Annotated in this window: 24 protein-coding genes; 13 read left to right on the top strand and 11 right to left on the bottom strand. The window is 65.7% G+C overall.

Going from position 1 to position 22,018, the window contains the following annotated elements; translation table 11 throughout:
* Nucleotides 1-73 precede the first annotated feature (73 nt).
* Nucleotides 74-757 carry a lysophospholipid acyltransferase family protein gene (locus A3E1_RS0113465; protein WP_026208395.1) on the top strand — a complete coding sequence of 228 codons (684 nt, stop codon included), beginning with the start codon at nt 74-76 and terminating at the stop codon, nt 755-757.
* Here A3E1_RS0113465 and A3E1_RS40135 read toward each other — a convergent pair.
* Nucleotides 732-4,133, bottom strand: coding sequence for an adenylate/guanylate cyclase domain-containing protein (locus A3E1_RS40135; protein WP_157631491.1), 3,402 nt, complete (start codon nt 4,131-4,133; stop codon nt 732-734). The genes A3E1_RS0113465 and A3E1_RS40135 overlap by 26 nt on opposite strands.
* A gap of 152 nt (nt 4,134-4,285) precedes the next feature.
* Between A3E1_RS40135 and A3E1_RS40130 the strand changes: the two genes are divergently transcribed.
* Nucleotides 4,286-4,555: a hypothetical protein gene (locus A3E1_RS40130; RefSeq protein ID WP_020521295.1), complete on the top strand. Its 270-nt coding sequence runs from the start codon at nt 4,286-4,288 to the stop codon at nt 4,553-4,555.
* 40 nt (nt 4,556-4,595) lie between these two features.
* On the opposite strand, the gene A3E1_RS0113450 is transcribed toward A3E1_RS40130, so the two are convergent.
* Nucleotides 4,596-5,240 (bottom strand): Crp/Fnr family transcriptional regulator, encoded by a 645-nt coding sequence (locus A3E1_RS0113450; protein ID WP_407637362.1) that lies wholly within the window; start codon nt 5,238-5,240, stop codon nt 4,596-4,598.
* Nucleotides 5,241-5,466: 226 nt separating this feature from the next.
* On the opposite strand from A3E1_RS0113450, the gene A3E1_RS45645 reads away from it, so the two are divergent.
* Nucleotides 5,467-6,450, top strand: a complete 984-nt coding sequence (locus tag A3E1_RS45645) for a phosphotransferase enzyme family protein (RefSeq protein WP_026208394.1) — start codon at nt 5,467-5,469, stop codon at nt 6,448-6,450.
* Here A3E1_RS45645 and A3E1_RS0113440 read toward each other — a convergent pair.
* Nucleotides 6,439-7,254, bottom strand: a complete 816-nt coding sequence (locus A3E1_RS0113440; protein ID WP_020521292.1) for a DUF1028 domain-containing protein — start codon at nt 7,252-7,254, stop codon at nt 6,439-6,441. The genes A3E1_RS45645 and A3E1_RS0113440 overlap by 12 nt on opposite strands.
* Nucleotides 7,255-7,282: 28 nt before the next feature.
* Between A3E1_RS0113440 and A3E1_RS0113435 the strand changes: the two genes are divergently transcribed.
* The 4 genes from A3E1_RS0113435 (at nt 7,283) to A3E1_RS0113420 (ending at nt 10,195) form a co-directional block, all read left to right on the top strand.
* Nucleotides 7,283-7,780, top strand: coding sequence for a polyadenylate-specific 3'-exoribonuclease AS (locus A3E1_RS0113435; protein ID WP_020521291.1), 498 nt, complete (start codon nt 7,283-7,285; stop codon nt 7,778-7,780).
* Between the two features lie 82 nt (nt 7,781-7,862).
* Complete coding sequence (locus tag A3E1_RS0113430) at nt 7,863-8,888, top strand: 6-phosphofructokinase (RefSeq protein WP_020521290.1); 1,026 nt, start codon at nt 7,863-7,865, stop codon at nt 8,886-8,888.
* On the top strand, nt 8,888-9,697 hold the full coding sequence (gene proC, locus A3E1_RS0113425) for a pyrroline-5-carboxylate reductase (protein ID WP_020521289.1): 810 nt from the start codon (nt 8,888-8,890) through the stop codon (nt 9,695-9,697). The genes A3E1_RS0113430 and proC overlap by 1 nt, the downstream gene beginning before the upstream one ends.
* Before the next feature lie 84 nt (nt 9,698-9,781).
* Nucleotides 9,782-10,195: a hypothetical protein gene (locus A3E1_RS0113420; protein ID WP_245571161.1), complete on the top strand. Its 414-nt coding sequence runs from the start codon at nt 9,782-9,784 to the stop codon at nt 10,193-10,195.
* Nucleotides 10,196-10,363: 168 nt separating this feature from the next.
* Here A3E1_RS0113420 and A3E1_RS0113415 read toward each other — a convergent pair whose 3' ends face one another.
* The gene (locus A3E1_RS0113415; RefSeq protein WP_020521287.1) at nt 10,364-10,726 is read right to left on the bottom strand and encodes a hypothetical protein; all 363 of its coding nucleotides are present in this window, start codon (nt 10,724-10,726) and stop codon (nt 10,364-10,366) included.
* A 61-nt stretch (nt 10,727-10,787) separates the two neighbouring features.
* On the opposite strand from A3E1_RS0113415, the gene A3E1_RS0113410 reads away from it, so the two are divergent.
* Together A3E1_RS0113410 and A3E1_RS0113405 are read left to right on the top strand one after the other, a co-directional pair.
* On the top strand, nt 10,788-12,176 hold the full coding sequence (locus A3E1_RS0113410) for a class II 3-deoxy-7-phosphoheptulonate synthase (RefSeq protein WP_026208393.1): 1,389 nt from the start codon (nt 10,788-10,790) through the stop codon (nt 12,174-12,176).
* On the top strand, nt 12,169-13,155 hold the full coding sequence (locus tag A3E1_RS0113405; RefSeq protein ID WP_020521285.1) for a threonine aldolase family protein: 987 nt from the start codon (nt 12,169-12,171) through the stop codon (nt 13,153-13,155). The genes A3E1_RS0113410 and A3E1_RS0113405 overlap by 8 nt, the downstream gene beginning before the upstream one ends.
* On the opposite strand, the gene bfr is transcribed toward A3E1_RS0113405, so the two are convergent.
* From bfr to pknB, 4 genes are all read right to left on the bottom strand, one after another.
* Nucleotides 13,152-13,631 (bottom strand): bacterioferritin, encoded by a 480-nt coding sequence (gene bfr, locus A3E1_RS0113400; RefSeq protein ID WP_020521284.1) that lies wholly within the window; start codon nt 13,629-13,631, stop codon nt 13,152-13,154. The genes A3E1_RS0113405 and bfr overlap by 4 nt on opposite strands.
* Nucleotides 13,632-13,660: 29 nt before the next feature.
* Nucleotides 13,661-13,849 (bottom strand): (2Fe-2S)-binding protein, encoded by a 189-nt coding sequence (locus A3E1_RS46060; RefSeq protein ID WP_083929488.1) that lies wholly within the window; start codon nt 13,847-13,849, stop codon nt 13,661-13,663.
* Nucleotides 13,850-13,914: 65 nt separating this feature from the next.
* Nucleotides 13,915-14,757, bottom strand: coding sequence for a deoxyribonuclease IV (locus A3E1_RS0113390; protein ID WP_020521282.1), 843 nt, complete (start codon nt 14,755-14,757; stop codon nt 13,915-13,917).
* Complete coding sequence (gene pknB, locus A3E1_RS0113385; RefSeq protein WP_026208392.1) at nt 14,745-16,709, bottom strand: Stk1 family PASTA domain-containing Ser/Thr kinase; 1,965 nt, start codon at nt 16,707-16,709, stop codon at nt 14,745-14,747. The genes A3E1_RS0113390 and pknB overlap by 13 nt, the downstream gene beginning before the upstream one ends.
* Nucleotides 16,710-16,772: 63 nt before the next feature.
* Between pknB and A3E1_RS40125 the strand changes: the two genes are divergently transcribed.
* A complete protein-coding gene (locus tag A3E1_RS40125; protein ID WP_020521280.1) occupies nt 16,773-17,222 on the top strand; it encodes a hypothetical protein in 450 nt (149 codons plus the stop codon).
* A gap of 110 nt (nt 17,223-17,332) precedes the next feature.
* Nucleotides 17,333-17,689, top strand: coding sequence for an Rv2175c family DNA-binding protein (locus A3E1_RS0113375; RefSeq protein ID WP_020521279.1), 357 nt, complete (start codon nt 17,333-17,335; stop codon nt 17,687-17,689).
* Here A3E1_RS0113375 and mptB read toward each other — a convergent pair.
* Entirely contained in the window at nt 17,658-19,073 is a 1,416-nt protein-coding gene (gene mptB / locus A3E1_RS40120) for a polyprenol phosphomannose-dependent alpha 1,6 mannosyltransferase MptB (protein ID WP_051105010.1), read from the bottom strand. The two genes, A3E1_RS0113375 and mptB, sit on opposite strands and share 32 nt — an antisense overlap.
* Before the next feature lie 30 nt (nt 19,074-19,103).
* Here mptB and A3E1_RS0113365 point away from each other — a divergent pair, with 30 nt between their 5' ends.
* On the top strand, nt 19,104-19,520 hold the full coding sequence (locus A3E1_RS0113365; RefSeq protein WP_020521277.1) for a ribonuclease domain-containing protein: 417 nt from the start codon (nt 19,104-19,106) through the stop codon (nt 19,518-19,520).
* Here the strand turns inward: A3E1_RS0113365 and A3E1_RS0113360 are convergent.
* Complete coding sequence (locus tag A3E1_RS0113360) at nt 19,505-20,569, bottom strand: polyprenyl synthetase family protein (protein ID WP_020521276.1); 1,065 nt, start codon at nt 20,567-20,569, stop codon at nt 19,505-19,507. The genes A3E1_RS0113365 and A3E1_RS0113360 overlap by 16 nt on opposite strands.
* 128 nt (nt 20,570-20,697) lie before the next feature.
* Nucleotides 20,698-20,922 carry a helix-turn-helix domain-containing protein gene (locus A3E1_RS40115; protein WP_020521275.1) on the bottom strand — a complete coding sequence of 75 codons (225 nt, stop codon included), beginning with the start codon at nt 20,920-20,922 and terminating at the stop codon, nt 20,698-20,700.
* A gap of 190 nt (nt 20,923-21,112) precedes the next feature.
* Between A3E1_RS40115 and metF the strand changes: the two genes are divergently transcribed.
* Nucleotides 21,113-22,009, top strand: coding sequence for a methylenetetrahydrofolate reductase [NAD(P)H] (gene metF / locus A3E1_RS0113350; RefSeq protein ID WP_020521274.1), 897 nt, complete (start codon nt 21,113-21,115; stop codon nt 22,007-22,009).
* Nucleotides 22,010-22,018 lie beyond the last annotated feature (9 nt).

Raw genomic sequence — 22,018 nt, 5'->3', positions numbered from 1 at the left:
CACGAGAATCGCCGTTCGCGGCAGTAGGCTCATGCCAACCGATCCCTATCCTTCGAGCACCGGTGGGTCATACGTGTTCTACTGGCTTTTGAAGTACATCGTCCTAGGCCCGATTCTGCGGCTGATCTTCCGTCCGCAGGTCGACGGGCTGAAAAACGTCCCCGCCTCCGGGCCGGCCATTCTGGCCGGAAACCATCTGTCCTTTTCGGACTCGATTTTCATGCCGCTCGTGGTTAAGCGCCGGGTGACTTTCGTCGCCAAGGCCGAATATTTCACGGGTACTGGCCTGAAAGGCTGGCTGACGAAGATGTTCTTCACGGCGACGGGCTGCATCCCTGTCGACCGCACGGGTGGCGACGCCGCGCGTGCCGCCCTGGACACGCAGCTGCGTGTGCTGCGTTCCGGCGAGATCGCGGGCATCTATCCCGAGGGCACCAGGTCGCCTGACGGCCGGCTTTACCGTGGCAAGACGGGTGTCGCCAGGTTGGCTCTGGAAAGCGGCGCACCGGTGATCCCGGTGGCGATGCTGAACACAGATGTCATTCAGCCGACAGGCAAACTGGTGCCGAAGCTGATGCGGGTCAAAATCCGGTTCGGCGCGCCGATGCAATTCTCGCGTTACGCGGGCAAAGCGGGGGATCGCATGGTGGAGCGCGCGATCACCGACGAGATCATGTATGAGCTGATGGAACTGTCCGGGCGCGAATACGTTGATGTCTACGCGCAGAAGCTCAAGCTGGCCGCCGCCCCCGCTTAACGGTGACCGGCGCGAGCAGTTTCGCCTTGTTGCGCTCGGCGAAGTCGCGCAACTCGGCTTCGTCCGAAGCGGACAGTTGCCCGGCCCGCGCTCCCCAGGCCAGTGACAGCATCTGGTCGGTGGTGTCGCCGATCCGCTGATAGATGGCGGCGGCGAGGCGATGGTCGCCCTGGACCGTGGCGACCGCCGCGTCGACCCAGGGCGTGCGCCGGGGAGACAGCTGCATCATCGCGGCGAACTTCGCTCTGCCCGGCTCGCCGAGCAGGTGAGCGGCATGTCCAGCGGCGGCGACCCATTCGCCGAACGGAAGCGCGATCGCTTTACGCCAGTCATCGTCCAATTCGGACAAAAGTGCCAATGCGTCGTCGTTGCGGTTTTGCAGTGCCCGCAGGAGTGCGGCGTGCGCGGTGGCGCTACGCAGCGGCCGGTGAAAGCCGCTCTGCCGCGCGTTGTGCAGGATGCTTTCGACCGCGGCGTCGGCTGCCTCTTCGCCCCGGATCTCGCGAATCCAGGCGGTGGTCAGCACCGCGTTAGGGTCCCATTCGTTGCTGGGCAACCGCATCGTGCGTTCCATCTCGTCGATCTGGGCTTGCCAGTCACCGGCGAAGAAGGCGTTGACCGCGTCCTGATAGGACGACAGGGTCAGCCCGCGGTTGGTGATGCGGTCGCGTTCGGCGAGGATGCGGTCGTGCCCGGTCAGGTCACCTTCTTCGAGGGTCGCCCAGGCGAGGTTCTGCATCGCGCGGCGCTGGCAAACCAGCCCGTGCGAGCGGGCGTGTGCGGTAACGGCGGCCAGTTCGGCGGGACCGTCGGGGTCCCCGGCGAAGCAGCGCGCGGTGGCAGACGTGATGCGGGCGTTGCCGCTGACCTCGGCGAGGGCGAGCCGGTCGGCGATGTCAGCCGCCGCTTCGGCCGCCGCGATGGCCGGTGTGGTCTCGAAGTTCGTCATGTGCACACGGGCCAGCTCAAGCAGCGCTTCGGCCTGGTCGAGATTCTCGGGCAACGACTCGTACCGGTTGACAGCTTCGTCCAGATAGGACAGTGCGGCGTTACGGTCAGCGCGGGCCCAGGCCGCCGAGCCGAGGAGGGTCAGCGCACGGGCAGCGCCGCTTTCGTCCTTGGCCTGCACGAGGTCCTTGGCGAGGCGGTTGAGTTTTTCCAGCCCACCGTTGTTGAGGAACGCGTCACCGTCGCGGAACAACGCGAACTCGGCCGCCAGCAGTTCCAGAGCCGGGTCCTCACCCAGTTGCAGGCCCAGTGCCCGGCCGATCGCCGTCGAGGCCGCGTCGAGGGCGTTGAGGCGATAGGCGCGCCGGGCCGCACGTTGCAGAGCACTGCGCGCGGCCGCGGCATAGGGCGCCGTTTCCATGCCGAGCGTGCGGGCGATCTCATGCGCGGCCCACCGGTGGTTAGCCAGCACTTCGGCGAGGTCGGTGTCGCGGTTGCCCACGACCTGCTCGATCCAGTCCGCCGCGCGTTCGTGGCGGCTGACCCGCTCGCGACGCGGAAGCCGTTGGTAGCAAACGTCACGCACGAGGATGTGCCGGAACCCGTACTCCGTCTGGCCCGCCATCGCCGACGTCCCGCGCGCTTGCACCAAATCGCGCTGCTGCAAGCGTTCCAGCGATCTGGTCACCACGTCGATGCTGTTGTTCAGTGCCGCCGCTACCGCCCCGGGCCAAAACGACGTGCCCACCACGGCGGCCGCTTGCAGTACCGACCGGTCCATGTGGTCGAGCAGATCGAGGCGGTTGGCGATAACGGCCTGCACGGTCTGCGGCATCGGCGCACGGTTGGGATCACTGAGCGTCCAGTATTCGCCGATCGGGCGCAGCTCACCGCGCTCGACCAGCATCCGCACGAATTCGTGGGCGTAGAGCGGGTTGCCCCCGGCTAGCTCGACGAGCGGAGCGACGCTCTCGTCTGGGAACACGGCCTGGCCAAACATCAAGCCGCACATGGTCGCGATGTGCTCGTCGTGCATCGGCCCCAGGGACAGCGACACCGCACCGGTGACCGCGTTTGCCCAATCTGGACGGCGCTCACGCAATTCTGGCCGGGCCGTGGCCACAATGAGCAACGGCACTCCGGAGCCAAGACTGCTCAGCATCTCGACCAGGCGCAGCATCTTGTCATCGGCCCAGTGCATGTCCTCGAACACGAGCACTGTTGGCTCAGCGGCCGCCATCGCGAGCAGGAACCGGCGCCACGCCGACTCGGTCTCGTCGGGGTTCAAACCGGCTGAGGGCAGACCGATCAGGGGGCCAAGGGCGTCGGCGAGACGGGCCGCTTCCTGAGCGGTGGCGATGTTGCGCAGCGCACTGTCCAAACGCGAGCGAGTGGTCGCCTCGTCGTCGGTGTCGAGCATGCCGAGCTGGCTCTTGACGATTTCGGCCAGGGCCGCGTAGGTGACGTTTTCGCCAAATGGCGGGCAATGGCCGGTGCGCCAGTTCACCTTCGTGCCGGGGATGGTGGCCGCGTGCCGGGCCAGCTCGCGCAGAATGCGGCTCTTGCCGATGCCGGCCGGGCCGAAGATGGTGACCAGCTGCGGGCTGCGGTCGCGGATCATCCGGTGCAAAGCGGTGATGAGCAGCCCGCGCTCCTGCTCGCGGTTGACCATCGGGGTGGACTCGTCGCGGTCGCGGCGGTGCAGTTTCGCTGACAGGGCAAGAAAAAGCCGCCGCGGCGTGCTGCGCCCGCGCAAGGTCAGCAGAGGTTGTTCGGCGTATTCGATCTCGTGCTTCGTCGCTTCCATCGTGATGTCGCAGACGAGCACGCCGCCTTCCGGTGCGGCGGTCTGCATCCGCGACGCGGTCGCGACGACGTCACCGGACACCATGCCCTGGCCACCTTCGCGCATCGCAGACAGCTCAACTACCGCTTCACCGCTGGCGATGCCAACCCGGAAAGCGGCCGAATCGCCGAGCTTGCCGCGGCTAAGCACCCGCTGGGCTTCCAGCCCGGCGCGCACCGCACGCAGCGGGTCATCCTCTGTCGCGATAGGAGCACCGAACACGGCCATGACCGCGTCACCGATGTATTTCTCGACCACGCCACCGTATTGCCGCATGACCTCGCGGACCGTCGCGAAGTATTCCTGCTGGAAATTGCGGATCTGCTCAGGGTCGGCCCACTCGGAGATTTTGGTGAAGCCGGCCATATCGATGAACAGCACGGTGATCCGGCGGCGGTCCTCGATTTTGGTGGCCGTGGTGACGGTGACCGGGGCTCCGCAAGAGGTGCAGAAAGAGGCGTCGGTGGGCAGCGACCGTCCACATTGGAAGCAGTTTCGGGTAAGTCCAGCCCCGCAGCCGGCGCAGAATCTGTCCTCAGGGCCGGCCACGCGGGAGCAGTTACCACAGGTTGTGCTGTTCACATCTCCACCAGGTCTTGCGGGACGTTCAGTATCTCCCACCAGCGGTCACCCAGCTACAGGTGTAGCCAAACCGACAAGGCCCTTTCAAAAAACGGCCGCGCGGCTAAAGTTTCGTCGCACTGATCGCTAATGAACGCGTGGAGGCCCTTGCGATGTTGGTGCGGCTGGCGCTCGCCTGGACTGACCCTTTCGGGGTGCCTCATGGCGCGGGTGAGCTTGTGGACATCGATGCGGTGACCCTCGCGGAATTAGAAGAGCAAGGAGTGGTGATGAACATGACCGATCCAACGCCAACCTGGACCAGCCCGACCAGCGATCCCGAGGCTGACCCCACCTGGACCAGCCCCACGAGCGATCCGGACAACGAGAAGGACGACTGGACGAGCCCGACCAGCGAGCCTGATGACGACGGCAACGCCTAGGCGTCAGCCAAAGCCATGTAAGCGGGGGGGTGGCGGAGCGTTAGCGCTCCGCCATTCCTGCTCTGCGGCGCAGGGCGGGCACGTCCATGACGACGATGCGCCGGCCCTCGGTGCGCAGCCAGCCCCGGCTCGCGAACGAGCCAATGGCCTGGTTGACGCTTTGCCGCGAGCCACCGGCCATCTCGGCCAGCTGACTCTGGTTCAGCTCAATCGTGATCATCGGAGCCTGGCTTTCACCGGCGAGCCTGACGAGCGTCTTGGCAACGCGTCCAGGCAGGTCAAGGAACACGTGGTCGGCGTTCTGCTCCGTCAGGCGGCGGATGAGCGCTCCAAGCGAGCGCATGACAGCGTCGAGAATGCGTGGGTTGGCGTGAATCAGCTCCATAAACGCGCCACGCGAAAGGGCAAGGGCGGCACAGTCTTCGAGCGCTTCGGCCGACAGTGAGCGCGCCGATCCGTCCAAAAGCGACACCTCGCCGAGCACCTCCGGCGGGCGCAGCACGCTGAGCACGGCACGTTCGCCAGTCGGCGAGGTCCGGAAGACCGCCACCGAACCGCGCTTGAGCACGATGAGGGATTCGCCCGGGTCGTTTTCCACGAACAGCAACTGTCCTTTGCGGAACTGTCTCGGCACGGCCGCCGCGATAACGCGCTGCCGCACCTCTGGCTCGAGCCCAGCAAACATCTCGACGCCGGTCAAAGCGTCCGCGGGCTCGCCGCTGCGTGTGTCCACCCCATATCCCCTTCTTGCCACGCCGGCTGTTTCCCCAGCCAGCGCCCCACACCCGGGCATGTCAGATCATCACCCGGCTATGCCGTGCCGTCTACCCCCTGGAGCCAAACCGGCATCCAACGTCTGCGGCCGTAAGGCCGCGTCAGCCGGCGTGGCGTAGCTAGCCGGTACAGTCTTTATGCCGATTACTAGGTTGCGCAACACGTGCCATAATCCGCGAGTGCTGGCTGACCATACGATCCGGGCAGTACTTCGCACGTCATGGCACCTTCAGCCAGATGGGCTCACTCCGTTGACCGGAGAGGTGGACTCACATGCCTGGTTGGTTACTGAAGGGCAAAATCGCTACGTAGCGAAAGTAGTCAGTTACTCACGGCGACCACAACTTGAGGCTGGACTGTCCGCTTCGGAGCATCTGGAGCGCGCTGGTTACCCGGCTGGACCCCCGCTGCGCTGCATAGACGGGGCGCTCACGCAACAGATCAGGACGCAGGGCGGTCAGAATGGGCTCGAGTCCGCTGACACGATGGAATTGCCGTCTGTGGGCTTGCCCACGTTAGGCCCGCCGCTCCTGGTGTTATTGCGTTTCGTGGACGGAAAGCCCATCGACCCGCTTGACCCAGTCGACCAACTCTGGTGGGGTGACCGGCTCGCCGCCTGTCAGCGCGCACTGTCCACATTCACCCATTCCGGCCTGGGGCCGTGGCAGACGCTGCGCGCCGAGGCGGTCCACCGCCCGGCCTATTCGTGGCTCGGGCCAGCCGTCCGCCGAGCGGTCGAAGCGTTCGAGAAGCTGACCGTCCTCGACCGGCTCACGTTTGGCTGCCTGCACGGCGACCCACGGCCAGCCGCGTTCCTCCTCGACCACGAGACGGGCCGCGTTGGCGTCGTCGGCTGGGGTCACGTGTGCATCGGCCCGCTGCTCTACGACCTGGCCACCGCGGTCATGTACGCGGGCGGCACCGCCCAGGCGGGCGACCTGCTCGACGCCTACAGCTCGGCAGGAGTCGTGCCCAAGCCGGAGATCGAGTCGGCCCTGCCCACGCTGCTGCAGCTGCGCTGGGCCGCCCGGGCCGACTACTTCGCCCGCCGGCTCGCGAGTGAGTCCACAGTGGATGACATGCAGGGACTCGCCCAAGCTAGGGAAGCCCTACTGGGCTGAGCGCCGCAGGTGCTTGAGCACGATCGGGTCCACCTTGCCGGGGACCATCCGCTCCTCGAGGTTCTCCACACCGGCCCAGTCGGCCAGAGCGGCGTCAAGGTCGCCTTCGGCGTTAAGCAGCGCGCGCACTTCAAGAGCTAGCTCACCGGACAGGTCGAGCAAAGTAGACGGATCTGGCTTGCCGAAAAGCAGCTCGTGGATGTCGAGCAGGCGGGCCATCTCGCTGCATGGGTCAAGATGATCGTCCACGCGCAGGTCAACGACCACGTCTGAAGTGCCGCCGTAACCTTGGCCGGGGGCAACGACCAGCAGAGCCGCGCTTTGCCGTCCACGTTTGTCCCCACCGGCCGCGTCGCCCGCGGTCAGGGCGGCGAGCAGGCGTTGCGCGAACGGCAGCTCAGAGGCCAGCCAGGCGTCCCGCATCGCCTCCACCACCTCGGGGCCGGTCAGGATGTTGCCCTGGATGGCGAATCCGTCCCCGGCGAGGCCGCCGGCCCAGCCGTGGCAGTTCGTACCCGTGTACGTCGCCCCGTCGCCGCTGACCCCGACCACGCCCAGCTGCCGCTGGGCTCGCCCGGGGTCAGCCGCGGTCAGTCCCGCGACGGTGTCCGCCGCGGACACTCCCGTGCTCAGAAGTGCCAGCCCCTGTGGGCGATAGGCGAGATTGGCGTAAGACTGGGTGGCCAGGGCACCGGTGGCGGCCTGTGCGGCGGGGACGGCGGCGCCCACGGCCAGGAATTTGCTCGCCACCGCGACCCCGTGTGCGGACCCGTCAGCGGAACGCGCGACTATCGAGAACGTCATGCGCGCAAGATAAACCAGGTGAGGGCTGATGGCGTACCCATACTTCTATGATTGTGAATTTATCGAGGATGGGACCACGATAGAGCTGGTCTCGATTGGCGTTGTGGACGAAAACGGCCGCGAGTTCTACGCGGTATCCACAGAATTCGATCCCAAGAAAGCCATTCCCTGGGTACGCGATAACGTCCTCAACCAGCTGCCATCCCCGGCCAATAAGGCCTGGCGCTCGCGTCTAAGGATCCGCGACGAGTTGCTGGATTTCCTCACCGAGCCGCTGCGGGGGCGTCCCGGTGAAACGATGGAGCTCTGGGCTTGGTATGGCGCCTACGACCATGTGGCGTTATGTCAGTTATGGGGAGCGATGCCGGCGCTGCCGCGAGTGGTCCCAAGATTCACCAAAGAACTGCGCCAACTGTGGGACGACAAAGGGCAGCCGGTGCTTCCCGCGGCGGCTAGCGCCAGGCATGACGCCCTGGCCGACGCGCGGCACAATCTCGCGCGCTGGCGGGTTCTGAAAGCTGCGTAACGCTGGTGTTTCGGTATAGTGCCGACGTGCACGGCAACGACGCCGAACCAGCTATCCATCCCCTCATGGGAGGACAAGAAACATGCGTATCGGCGTATTGACTGGAGGCGGCGACTGCCCCGGTCTCAACGCGGTTATCCGCGCCGTGGTCCGCAAAGGTGTCGGGACTTACGGGCATGAATTCGTGGGCTTTCGCGACGGCTGGCGCGGCCCGCTAGAGAACAAGACGATGCCGCTTGGCATCAAAGAGGTCCGTGGCATTCTGCCGCGCGGCGGCACGATCCTGCGCTCCTCGCGCACCAACCCGTTCAAGATTGAGAACGGCGTTGAGAAGATCAAGGAAAACCTGGCCGCTGGCGGCGTCGACGCCCTGATCGCCATCGGTGGCGAGGACACCCTCGGTGTCGCGACCAAGCTGGACGCCCTCGGCGTCAACGTCATCGGTGTGCCGAAGACCATCGACAACGACCTCGGTGCCACCGACTTCACCTTCGGCTTCGACACCGCGGTCAATATCGCCATGGAGGCGATCGACCGGCTGCACACCACCGCCGAGTCACACCACCGTGCCGTGGTCGTCGAGGTCATGGGCCGTCACGCGGGCTGGATCGCGCTGCACGCCGGCATCGCCGGTGGCGCCAACGTGGTGCTGATCCCGGAGCAGAAGTTCGACCTCGGTGAGGTCGTCGCGCACGTGCAGAAGCGGTTCGAGATCGACTACTCGCCGATCATCGTCATCTCCGAAGGCGCGATGCCGACCGATGGCGACATGATCACGCTGACGGGTGAACTCGACGCGTTCGGCCACGTGCGCCTGGGTGGCATCGGCAACTGGCTCGCCGACCAGATCGAGAAGCAGACCGGCAAGGAAGCGCGTTGCGTCGTGCTCGGTCACGTGCAGCGCGGTGGCACGCCGACCGCGTTCGACCGCGTCCTGGCGACCCGATTCGGGCTGCAGGCGATCGACGCCGCCAACGATGGTGACTGGGGCAAAATGGTTGCCCTGCAAGGCACCGAGATCGTACGCGTCCCGCTGGCCGAGGCCACCAGGGAACTCAAGACGGTGCCAGCGCACCGTTACGGTGAAGCGGAAGCCTTCTTCGACTGATGTCACACACCATTGCGGTAATCGGAGCCGGAAAGATAGGCGAGGTCCTTCTTTCCGGCCTCCTCAAGGCTGGCTGGCCAGCGGACCGTCTCATCGCGACAGCGCGGCGCCCGGAACGGGCCGTTCTGCTGCAAGAGCGCTATGGCATCCGTGTGCTGTCCAATGCGGACGCCGCCGCCGCGGCCGACGTCATCGCGATCGCGGTCAAACCACAGGACGCTGGCGCCCTGATGACGGACCTCGGGCCACACATCCCGGCAGGCAAGCTGCTCATCTCGCTGTGCGCCGGCCTGCCGACCAGTTTCTTCACGAAGTATCTGGCCGGCGGCACGCCGATCATCCGCGTGATGACCAATACGCCCGCGCTCGTCGATGAGGCCATGACGGCGATTTCGGCGGGCCCGCACGCGACCGCCGAGCATCTGGAACTGGCCGAGGAGATGTTCTCACCGCTCGGCCGCACGATCCGGGTGCCCGAGTCGCAACAGGACGCGGTGACAGCGCTTTCTGGCTCTGGGCCGGCGTATTTCTACTACCTCGTGGAGGCGATGACCGACGCGGGCATCCTTTTAGGACTGCCGCGCCAGGTCGCGCACGACCTCATCGTGCAGACCGCGATCGGGTCGGCCATCATGCTGCGCGATTCCGGCGAGCACCCGGTCAAACTCCGGGAAGCGGTCACCTCGCCAGCGGGGACGACCATCTCCGCCATTCGCGAGCTGGAGAATCATGGGGTACGCGCTGCGCTGCTCGGTGCGCTAGAAGCCGCCCGGGACCGCGCGAAGGAAATTGCCGACCAGAACTTGTAAAAAGGCAGCTTGCCGCATGCCACCTGGCAGATCGCTCATTCACGCTTCAGGGGGTTACGCTGCAAAAAGGACGGTCGTAGGCTTTTGACCAGGGAGAAAGTGCTCTACCAGCCCTGGAGGGAAGTCATGCGCCGTGCCGTCACCGTCCTGCTCGCAAGCCTGACCCTACTGACCATCTCGGCGCCCGCTTATGCCTATGCGCACGACCGGGTGTCCAACCCGTACCTGCACGCTGCCCTGGATGTCCTGACCCTCGCGGTCGTCACGGCTCCAATCTGGACAGCTTTCACCTGGACGCGCGGCAAGCGTTCCGCCATGCTCCTGACGCTTATCGCACTCGTCCAAATCCCGGCGGCGGTTATCGCCTTCGTTCCGATCGCCGACCCTGTCGTGCACACTCTCGCGCTGGCTGTCAGCCTAGGCGTGACAGTGGCTTCCCTCATCTATGTGCGGCGGGAAGCCCGGGTAGCAGCCCGGGTCACGTCCACCGTCAGATAGATAAACCCGCTGCCGGCTGTGTGCGCTACGCCGCGGGCGGCCGGTGGCGGTAACGACAACCCAAAGACCCATCCCCAATAAAGGGGAGCACCGGGTAACCAGCAGCCCGGCCCCCAACCGCCCGACCCGGTTGCAAGCCTCCGCCCCGGGTCGGGCGTTGCCACGTGCTTAGTAGCCCAGCCCGGCTAGCCGGCGCACCGGGGCGGTCCGTAAGACAATCTCCCGCTCACCGGTGTTGAGCACGACAGAGGCAGGCATGGTCCGCATTCGCGGGCAGCCCTCGTGCGGGACTGTCCAATCTCCACGGATCGTGCGGTAAGCGGTGTAGGCGCAGTGCGGCTCATCCCGGTACCCCCAGGAAATGAAGAGCTCGATATCGCGATAGCTGTAGACGCCGGCGGTGGCGATCCGGCGGCCCGCCTTGCGCTCATAGAAACGGCCGGTCAGGCCGGGGACGACGTGGCCTTCGAGGTCGACGTCCTCGATAAGCCGATGTTCTTTATATCGGGAAATGTCCGGAATCTGGGTCACGGATCCCAGGTTACGGAATGCCGTGGCTAGTGATCGCTAACGCGACCGTACGCTTATCACCATGCGCGAATGGCACGAGTCCTCTTCGGCTGGGGTGGCAGTGAGCCGCCCGGCCCTTGACCCATCCGAAGCCGCGGCCCTGGGCCTCGACTCATGGCGCGAGCGGCCCCGCGCGCAGATGCCGCCGTGGCCCGATTATGCCGAGGTTGAAAAGGTTTCCCGGGTCCTTGAGGTCGTGCCATCGATTGTCGCGCCTTACGAAGTCGACCAGCTGCTGCGCAAACTCGCCGACGTCTGTGAAGGCAAGGCGTTCCTGCTGCAGGGCGGTGACTGCGCCGAAACGTTCGACGACAACACCGAGCAGCATCTGCTCGCTAACGCTCGCACGTTGCTCCAGATGGCGGTCGTGCTGACCTATGGCGCGTCGTTGCCCGTGGTCAAGGTCGCTCGTGTGGCCGGGCAGTACACGAAGCCCCGTTCCTCGGCACTGGACGCCCTGGGGCTGCCCGCCTACCGCGGCGACATGATCAACTCGTTGGAGCCCAACGCCGAAGCGCGTGTGGCTGACCCGCAGCGGATGATCCGTGCCTACGCCAACGCGGCCGCGGCGATGAACATGTTGCGCGCCTATCTCGGCGGTGGCATGGGCGACCTGCACGCCGTGCACGACTGGAACCGTGACTTCGTGCGCACGTCAGCGTTCGGCGAACGTTACGAGGCCATCGCCCGCGAGATCGACCGCGCGCTGGCGTTCATCAAAGCCTGTGGCATGACCGACGAAGAGGCCCTGCGCACGGTCACGCTTTACTGCTCACACGAGGCACTGGCCCTCGAATACGACCGGGCGCTCACGCGCGTCGCCAGCGGCAAGGCCTACGGTCTGTCCGGGCACTTCCTGTGGGTCGGCGAACGCACCCGCGAACTCGACGGTGCGCATCTGGACTTCATCTCCCGCATCGCCAACCCGGTCGGCGTAAAGCTCGGGCCTTCTACTTCGGCCTCTTACGTGCGCGACCTTTGCGAGATGCTCAACCCGGGCAACGTTCCCGGCAAGCTGACCCTGATCAGCCGGATGGGCAACCACCAGGTACGCGATAAGCTGCCTGGCCTGATCGAGCAGGTGCGCGACAGCGGAGCCAAGGTCGTGTGGCAGTGCGATCCCATGCACGGCAACACTCACGAGTCGTCCAACGGCTACAAGACCCGTCACTTCGACCGCATCGTCGACGAGGTCCTCGGCTACTTCGAAGTCCACAAGATGATGGGCACCCACCCGGGCGGCATCCACATCGAGCTCACGGGCGAAGACGTGACCGAGTGTCTCGGTGGGGCACAGGCCATCGTGGACGAAGACCTCCCCGGCCGTTACGAAACCGCCTGCGACCCGCGTCTGAACACCCAGCAGTCCCTGGAGCTGGCCTTCCTCGTGGCGGAGATGCTGCGTGGCTGATCTGCGGTCCGACACGGTCACGCGTCCTGGCGCGGCCATGCGGGCGGCTATGGCGTCAGCTGACGTTGGCGACGACGTTTTCGGCGACGATCCGACCGTGCTCGCGTTGCAAGAACGCGTGGCCGCACTGTTTGGCCACGAGGCTGCGCTGTTCACGCCGTCGGGGTCCATGGCCAACCAGGTCGCATTGCAGACGCTTGTTGGACCAGGCGAAGAGGTGCTGTGCGACGCGGACGCGCACATCATGCTTTACGAACTGGGGGCGGGTGCCGCGTACGGGGGCTGGCAGTCGCGCACATGGTCGCCCGCTGGCGCCGATATCGACGTCGATCTCGTGGCCAGCATGATTCGCCCGGGCGGCAACTATCAAGTACGCACAAGGGTTGTCGCCGTTGAGCAAACCCACAATGTGGCCGCGGGTGCGGTGATCCCGCTGTCCACTTTGGAGCGCCTGCGTGCCGTGACTTCCGACGCGGGGGCGTTCCTGCATTGCGACGGTGCCCGGATCTGGAACGCGCACGCGGCGACAGGCGTCTCGTTCGCCGAATATGGCGCGCTTTTTGACTCGATCAGCGTCTGCCTGTCCAAGGGTCTAGGAGCGCCGGTGGGCTCACTGCTCATCGGCACGGCCGACCGCATGGCCCAGGCTCGCCAGATCCGTAAACGGCTCGGCGGCGGCATGCGCCAGGTCGGAATCCTTGCGGCGGCGGCACTTTACGCGCTCGACCACAACGTTGAACGGCTCGCCGCCGACCACGAGCGGGCGGAGCGGATCGCCGCCGAACTCGGCGGGCGCTGGGGCGGAACGAATATCGTCTACATCGACTGCGCTGACGCGCCAGCACTTGTCGAGGTGGCAGCCGAACATGGCGTCCTCATTGGAGCGACAGCCCCGCGAACGGTCCGTCTGATCACCCATCTAGACGTCGATGACGCGGCCATTGACCGCGTCATCGAGGTGTTGGGGAAGCTGCTTTAAGCCTCTGGGTGCTCCGTAACGTTCTGGAGGTAGAGCGCCTCACCGAGCGTTTCGATCAGCTGCAGCTGGGTTTCGAGGTAGTCGATGTGGTGCTCTTCGTCCTGGAGGATGTCTTCGAAGATGCCAGCCGAGGTGACGTCGCCGATCGAGCGCATGTAGGTGATGCCTTCGCGCAGCCGCTTGACGGCTTCCTGCTCGATCTTCATGTCACATTCGAACTGTTCTTTGACGGTCTCACCGATCCGGAGCGCGAAGAGCTTCTGATAGTTCGGCAAGCCTTCGAGGAAGAGGATCCGGTCCGTCAGCACCTCGGCGTGCTTCATCTCATCGATGGATTCGTGCCGGGTGTATTTGGCGAGCTTCGTGTAGCCCCAGTTCTCCTGCATCTTGTAGTGCAGGAAGTACTGATTGATGGCCGTCAATTCGGCCGTGAGCTGCTCGTTAAGAAATTCAATGACGCGCTTATCGCCCTGCATAGGAGCAAGGCTAAAGCTAAATGTCCGAGTTATGCGCTCACACCCACGAGCGTGTCGGCTGTCTCCTCTTGGATCATCTCGGCGATCCGGTCGTGGCAGCTTCCACAGCCTGTTCCCGCATCGCTTGCCTCGCCGACACTTTCGATGCAGCGAGCGCCGCAACGAATGACGTCGCGGACTTCGCAATCGCGTACGCGGGCACAGATGCAAACAAACACGTGGCGCTGCCGTTCAGGTGAGGGGAGCCTTACTTTGCTTAGGTAAGGTTGCCCTAAGCGTTCACCTAATGCAAGCCCCTGAGCAGGCGAATGTCGTCAACGTGTCGCTCATCCGGGGTCTCAACTACGACAGGAACGCCGATAAGGGCAGGATGGGACATCATTTCGAGGAAGGGCTCGGGACCAATCGTGCCGTGGCCCACATTTTCGTGCCGGTCGCGGACCGAGCCGCACGGGTCCTTGGAATCGTTGGCGTGCACCAGTTTCAGCCGGTTCTCGCCGATCACGCTGATCAGTTCGTCGAGGGTGGCCTTCATGCCACCGGGCGCTGCTAGATCATGTCCCGCGGCCCAGGCGTGACACGTGTCAAAGCAAACGCCCAGCTGAGGGTGGAAGTCGACGGCCTCAAGATAGGGACCCAAGTCGCTGACCTTGGAGGCCAGGGAACGGCCGCCACCAGCGCTCGGCTCGACGAGCAGCTTCGGGCTCCGGTCATCCAGAGCGTCGAGAAGAGGCAGCAAGACTTCGCGCACTTGGCGCATCGCCCGCGGACGGTGGCTGACGTCAACGGCTGACCCGGCGTGGAAAACCACGCCTTGCGCACCGATCTCCGTGGCCCGCACGAGAGCATGGATGAGCACTTCACGGGACTGCTCGACAGTGGCTTCGGTGGGGGAGCCGATGTTGACGAGTAGCGAGGAGTGGATGAACGCTGGAACATCACGCTCAGCGCAGCCTGCCGCGAACAGCTCATCTTGCTCCCGATTGCCCGCTGGACGGGCCCAGCCACGGGAGTTGCCGACGTAGACCTGCACCGCGCTGGCCCCAACCTTGTCTAGGTAGGGCAGCGCGGCCTTGGCGAGCCCACCCGCCGACGGCGCGTGGGCTCCCACTTTCAGATTCGGCACGTGATCGTGACCTTCTGGCCGGGGCGCACTGGCTGGCCGGCGTTGGGGTTCTGATCGCGCACGGGCACTCCAGGGAAGTTCAGCCCGCGCACCTCGACTTCGAACCCGGCGGCCTGCAGATGTGCCGTGGCCTGGTCGCAGTACATGTTGCGGACTTCCGGCATGGCGGTCATGTTCGGGTTGTTGCTGACCTTCAGCTTGACCTGCTGGTTGCGTTCAGCGCCCGAGCCTGCCGGTGGTGTCTGCTCGATGACCTCACCGCGCGGTGCCGTGCTCGTGTTGTCGAGTTCGTGCACGACGGTCAGGCCCAGCGCCTGAAGCTCCGCGGTCGCCTCGTTGACCTGCTTGCCGACCACGGAGGGAACCGTGATCGGAGCGCGGCCCTTGCTCACGATCAGCTGCACCTCGGAGCCTGGCTTGAGCTCTTGGCCCTCCGGGGGAATGGTCTCCAGGACGATCCCGGCCGGGACGGTGTCGCTGAACTTCTGCGGGCCTTCCTTGACCGTGAACTTGAGCTGCTCTAGGTCGGCCTTCGCGGCATCCACGGACTTGCCGCCAACACCGGGCACGACGTAACGCTCAGGGCCGTTGGAGAGCGTGAGGACGATGGTCCCGCCCTTGGAGATCTTCTCGCCCGCAGGCGGGTTCTGCGCTAGAACCGTGCCCTTTTTGATCTCTTCGTTGAAGACCCCGGCATCGGTTTCGATCTTCAGCCCGGCTTCGGTCGCCATCGCTTCAGCCTGCTCGCGCGACATCTGCACGAAGTTGGGTGTGGTTTCGAATCGGCCAAAGGCCAGCCAGTAGCCGCCCGCCAGGATGAGCAGCAGGACCAAAGCCATCGTGCCGGCGAGGATGTTGCGGTTGCGGGGGCTGCGCATGATCTGCCGGTGCCACTGCCGCACCTGCTCGCCCAGCGTGAGCTGCTGCTTGCGGCGTGGCCGGGGACGGTCGCGCCCGCTGTCACGCTCGCGCTCCGGTGCGGGCAGCCGTGCCCACGAGGGCCGTTCGCGGTCGATCTGGCTAACCACCACGGTCGGCTGAACGATCGGCCTGATCCGCTGGGTGGCCGCGTTGCCGTGCGCGAGCCCTTCGCGTGCGCCCTGAATCGACGACAGCAAAGCTCCCGCGTCGGTGGGCCGCTCGGACGGGTCACGGCGGGTGGCCTTGCTCACGAGATCGTCAATCGACGGCGGAAGCGCCGCCACGAATTTCGAGGGCGGCGGGACATCCCGGTCGACGTGCTGCCACGCGACGTCCACGGGACGCTCGCCGTCATAGGGCACACGGCCGGTCAGCATCTCGAAAAGCATCACGCCAGCGCTGTAGACGTCGCTGCGTGGGTCGGACAGGCCGTCGGCGACAAGCTCCGGTGCGACGTAGGCCACGGTCGCCATGAGATGGCCGGCCTCCGGGTCTTCGGCCGAGGCCTCAACCGCCCGCGCCAGCCCGAAGTCAGCGACCTTGACGACCGCATCGACAAGGCTGGAACTGGCCGGCGACTCGGCGACGAGGACGTTCTCCGGCTTGACGTCGCGGTGAACGAGACCAGCGTGGTGGGCCGCGGCGAGGGCCGACAGCACCTGTTCCATCACGGCGAGCGCTTCGGCCGGGGCTAACCGGCGGCGATCGGTGAGAATGTCGCGCAACGTCCGGCCACGGACATATTCCATGACGAGATAGGGGAGGCCGGAGTGGGTTCCCTGGTCGTACACGGCAACCACGTTGGGATGGGTTAGCCGTGCGATCGTCTTAGCCTCGTCAGTGAACCGGTCCACAAAGGACGCGTCGCGGACCTGGCCGGGGTGGATGATCTTCAGGGCAACCGTACGCTCCAGCCGCTCATCGACAGCCGTGTATACGGTGGCCATTCCGCCCCGGGCCACACGGCTCCGAACGCGGTATCTGGCGTCGATGAGCGATCCAAGCAGGGGATCAGCTACCTGAGTATTCATTGGAGGCGAGTCTAAGTCAGGAAAACGTTATCGTCGTACACCCGCCCGCGTTACGGCATCATCGTGGCAGATGACGAGGCAGACGGGCTGGTGCTCGGAGATCCAGAAGGACTGGGGCTAGGCGATATTGACGCGCTGGGCGTCGGACTCGGGGTCGGGCAGTTGCACGTGGGCGCCGGCGTGGGAACCGGCGGCGTCAGCGTCGGTGTGGCCGACACCGGCACGACCGGCTTCTTGGGCGGTGAACCGCCGTCGACCTGTGCCCCGACCGGAACCGTAGATGTGGCAGGACTCACGTTCGGTGACGGGGACTTCGGCTTGGTGCTCGTGCCGGGCAGCGCACCCGGACCGCCACCGCCGCCGACGAAGGCGTCAAGCCCGGCTGAGACCGCGAAATACCCACTCACCCCAGCGGCCGCGACCAGTGCGGTCCCGGCGGCGAGCACGACCCGGCGGCGCTTGCGGGTGAACATGGCACCGGGCGCGATCACCGGAAGCTCCATCGTTTCCTGAGTCATCCGGCGGCGAGCGCGTCCTGCTGCCATGTCGTAGCGCAGTGACCGGACAGTGCCGCCGATCTCCCGGCGCAGAAATTGCCAGGGGTTCATGTGAGGTCGCCTCCCGTGGCGTGGCATGGTGTGAATGTGACCGAAAATGGGCGCTGGCTGACCTTGCCTGATGTGGCCGAACGACTTGACCTATCGATCATCAAGGTCCACCAATTAATCAAGGACGGCGCGCTGATCGCCGTGCGGCGCGACGGAGTCCGGCAGGTGCCCTTCGAGCTGGTGGCCAATGACACCGTGCTCAAACACCTCCCCGGCGTGTTGACATTGCTGCACGACGCCGGGTTCAACGACGAAGAGGCGCTCCGGTGGCTCCTCACCGAAGATGACACCCTTCCGGGTACGCCTGCGGCAGCGCTCGGCGGCGACAAAGCGCGTGAGGTCAAGCGCCGCGCACAGGCCGTCGCGTTCTAAACGCCCAGTAAGCCAGGGCTGCCGTAACCAGCAACGCTCCCGGCAGCTTGGTGAGCGCGGGAATGCCGTCGCCGTTAGGCAGCGTCAGTGCCGTGATGCCGATGAGGGCTGCGGGCAGCCAGACTAGACGCGTTAGCGCTAGCAGCGCGACGGGCAGGATGGCATACCACGGGTAGAACACGGGACCTAGCAACGTCATCGCCGTGACTGTCAGTCCACAAGCGACGATGATGTCTCGTTTACCTTGCCACGCTTGGGTTACGAGCACGACGGCGATGACGGCCAGCGCCACGAGCGCCACCGCTCGCGCGATCGTGACGGGCAGCGAACTGTCCACTCCGAACAGCCGCAGCACATAACTGACCGTCATCCCAACAGCCGTCGGCGGCGAACTCCACTGTGTGACACTGCCCGTGCCGCCAAGGGCCTTCACCCAGCCGAGCCCCATTCCCGTGCCCAGCGTCAGTCCCGTGAACATCACGATCGCGGCGAACATCGCCCCCGCTACCCGAAGCCATCCCGCCTTTCCCGTATCGCCAATCGCTTGCTCTGCCGGGCCGGGGTGGTTGGAGCCGCCGACCGCGATTCGGCCGCGCAGGAGGAGCAGCAGCACGAACGGCAGCACCACGATCGCGGTCACTTTTATCGCGATGGCCAGCGCGACGAAAATGCCCGCGACCGCAGGATGCCACCAGGTCCGTGCCGCTGCCTGCGACGGTGCGGCCAGCCGTTGTAGTGCGTGAAGCCTGCCCGGCGAGGCGATCGCAAGTGCGGTGATCGCGAGCGCGGTCATGAGGAGATCATGATGTGCGCCAGAAACGCCATGAATCAGCACGAGCGGGCTAAGCACCCCGAGCGCTAGGACCGACAATGATCCAGATCCGCTCAGACGTGATCCAAACACGCTGGCGGTGGGGGAAAAGTTGACGGTGAGACGCGGGAGTTGCCAGGCGAGGAGGCCGGCTCCGGCGAGCGCGGCGAGCCGGAGTAAGCCGACGGCACCTGCCATGCTTCCGGTGCTGGCCGCCAAGCCCGAGATCGCGAGCGCTAGCGGGCCATAGGGAGCGGGCGTGTGCCACCAGATCGACGGCACCTGTGACGCCCACGGGCACCCTCCATCTAGGACACCCGTCGTGTAGGGATCGATACCGTTGATCCACAGCCAGCCCTGGCAGGCGTAGGAGTAGACGTCGCTACTGCCCAGGGGCGCCACCACGAGCAGCGGAAGGAAAGCCGTCCAGTGCAGGCCATCGCGGATCCACGCCCACGACACGGCTGCGAGCCCCAGCACCCACAGCACCACACTGACCGTCAGCGGGGCGACGGCGGCGAGGGCCAGCAGGACGGAGCCCCCGAAACCTAACAACCTCCACCAAACGGGCACGGGTCGATGCTAGTCGGTAAGGTTCTCCTGGTGACGCGTCGTTACACCCTCCTCGCCGGCATCGCCGTCCTGGTCGTCGGCCTGGTGGCCGTCGCCGGGTTCCTCGCGCGACGGTCCATGACGGATAGTCAGCCGCAGACGCCCGCGAGCGTCAGCACCCCTGTCTCAGGGCTTCCCACCGTCAAGGCGAGCGAACTGCCTAAGGAGGCACACGAGACGCTTCGGCTTGTCGACGCCGGTGGACCGTACAAGTATGAAAAAGATGGTTCGGTCTTCGGGAACAACGAAAGGCTGCTGCCGCAGAAGCCCCGCGGTTACTACCGCGAATACACCGTGGTCACCCCGGGATCACGAGATCGCGGAGCCAGACGGATCGTCAAGGGACAGGATGGCGACGTGTACTACACCAGCGACCACTACGAGTCGTTTCGTCAGGTGCTGCGGTGAACGGCGGCAGACGCTAGTTCCCGCAACGCTTCTGACGCGCCGCCCGCGAGCGTGACGGCGTCGAGTGCTTCCAATGCCGCTGCGGTTAGCTCAGCTATGCGTGCCTCGGTGCGATCGAGGGCTCCACTTTGGACGATGACTTCGCGCAACTGGTCGACGGTGGCCTCGTCGAGCTTCGGGTCGCCCAGCGACTTCTCCAGCAGGTGCCGTCCGTCAGGTGAGCTGGCCTCCATCGCGGCCGCCACGATGTAGGTCCGCTTGCCTTCGCGCAGGTCATCGCCCGCTGGTTTCCCTGTCGTGACCGGGTCGCCGAAGACGCCTAGGACGTCGTCACGCAGCTGGAAGGCCTCCCCGAGCGGAAGCCCAAACGCGGAGTAGGCCTCGTTTAGCGAGGGAGCAGCCCCGGCGAGAGCCCCGCCGAACAGCAGCGGATGCTCCACCGTGTACTTAGCGGACTTGAACTTGGCGACAAGGCTGGCGCGCTCGGCCGAGGTCTCGGCGGCGGCCTGGGACTGCACGTCTAGGTACTGCCCGAGCATGACCTCGATGCGCATGAGGTTGAACACGGGACGCGCGGCGGCGATGGTCACGGCGTCGAGGCCACAGCGGTCGAGCAAATCGTCGGCCCAGACGAGGCAGACGTCGCCGAGCAGGATCGCCCCAGCGAGGCCGAATTGGCTCGGCGGGCCGCTCCAGAACCGTTCCCGGTGCAGGCTTTCGAACCGGCGGTGCACCGAGGGCACCCCGCGCCGGGTGTCGGACGCGTCCATCAAGTCGTCGTGGATCAGAGCGCCGGCCTGGATTAGCTCCAATGTGGACACCGCGGTGATGACCTCGTCGCAGTCCTGGCCACCCGCCCCAATGAAGCCCCAGTAGGCGAACGCGGGCCGCAATCGCTTGCCCCCACCGAGCACGAACGCCTCGGCCGCGTCGGCCAGAGGCGACAAAGATCCGTCAACAGTCGCCATGTGCTGGCGCTGGCTGTCCAGGTAACCCGTGAGTGCGTGCTGCACCCGTTCGCGAAGTTCAGCGCGAGCCCGGTCGGACATACGTGTCTCCTCCTGCCATACGTGAGTCGCGCGGTCGCGGGCCACGCACGGCTCAGCAACCGGACTCACGATGACCTCCGGCAAGCCGTCGGTCATGGCTTTAGAACGTAGTCGATCGCTACCGAGCGCTACGGGCCGGGCGGCCCCAGCGCGGCGCCCAGCACCTGCGACAGGAGGGTCAGCCAAGCACCGCTGGGCACGCGAACGCCGCGTTCCCAGCGGGAGATCTCGTTGCGGCTGATGGTCGCTGTGCCAGCGGCCGCGCACAGACGGTCGGCGAGCTGCTGCTGGCTGAGCCCACGGCGGCGCCGCAGGCGGGCCAGCCGGTGCCCGAGGCTGGACTGATCAGGCATGGGCCGCCCTCCGCACTGCATGGGTGCTATCCGGGCCAGCGGCACGCGGCGCTGGCCGGCGCTGACCCCAGGGCGCCTGCGACATTTCTATCGCACCGGTACGACGCGGGACGCGCCTCCACCGGTGCTCCATGCGTTTTACCTGGCTGGCCGATAGAGTCAGGGGGTGACCGGACTCGCCCCCTCGACGATGCCAGGTCCACGTCCACGCATCAGTGATTTGCTGCGCTCGGGCCGGCCTACCTTCTCGTTCGAGTTTTTCCCTCCGCGGACGCCGGAGCAGGACCAGCGCTTATGGACCACCATCCGTGAGCTGGAACCGCTGCGCCCGGACTTCGTGTCGATCACCTACGGCGCTGGCGGGACGACCCGCGACACGACCGTGTCGGTCACCGAACGCATAGCGACTGAGACGACGTTGCTGCCTATGGCCCACCTCACGGCGGTCAACCACTCGGTCAACGAGCTGCGCCATGTCATCGGGCGCTACTCCGACGCGGGGATCCGCAACATGCTGCTGGTCCGCGGCGACCCGCCGGGCGATCCGCAAGGTGAGTGGATCAAGCACCCCGATGGTCTGTTGCACGCCGATGAGCTCGTCGCCCTCGTCAAGCGCAGCGGCGACTACTGCGTCGCGGTCGCCGCCTTCCCCGAGAAGCACCCGCGCTCGGCCGACTTTGATTCCGAGGTCCGCTACTTCACGCAGAAGTGCCGTGCCGGAGCCGATTTCGCGATCACGCAGTTCTTCTTCAACTGGGAAGACTGGGCCCGCCTGCGCGACGCCAGTGCGGCGCAAGGTTGTGACGTGCCGATCATCCCCGGCGTCATGCCGGTGACCAACGTCAGCCAGATCGAGCGGATGTCCATCCTCAGCGGCGCCAAGTTCCCCGAGAAGCTCGCCGAACGGCTGCGTGCCGTGGCCGACGACAAACAAGCGGTCCGTGCCATCGGCGTGGAGGTCGCGACCGAGTTCGGCGCGCGCCTGCTCGCTGAAGGTGCCCCTGGCCTGCACTTCATCACCCTCAACAGCTCAACCGCCACCCGTCAGGTTTGGCAGAATTTGGCCGCGGTGGGTGCCGCTGCCTGATGAGGGAGT

Source organism: Catelliglobosispora koreensis DSM 44566 (genome assembly GCF_000379685.1).
In the GTDB taxonomy this organism is placed as follows: Bacteria; Actinomycetota; Actinomycetes; order Mycobacteriales; family Micromonosporaceae; genus Catelliglobosispora; species Catelliglobosispora koreensis.
This window is presented reverse-complemented; position numbering and strand designations above follow the sequence as displayed.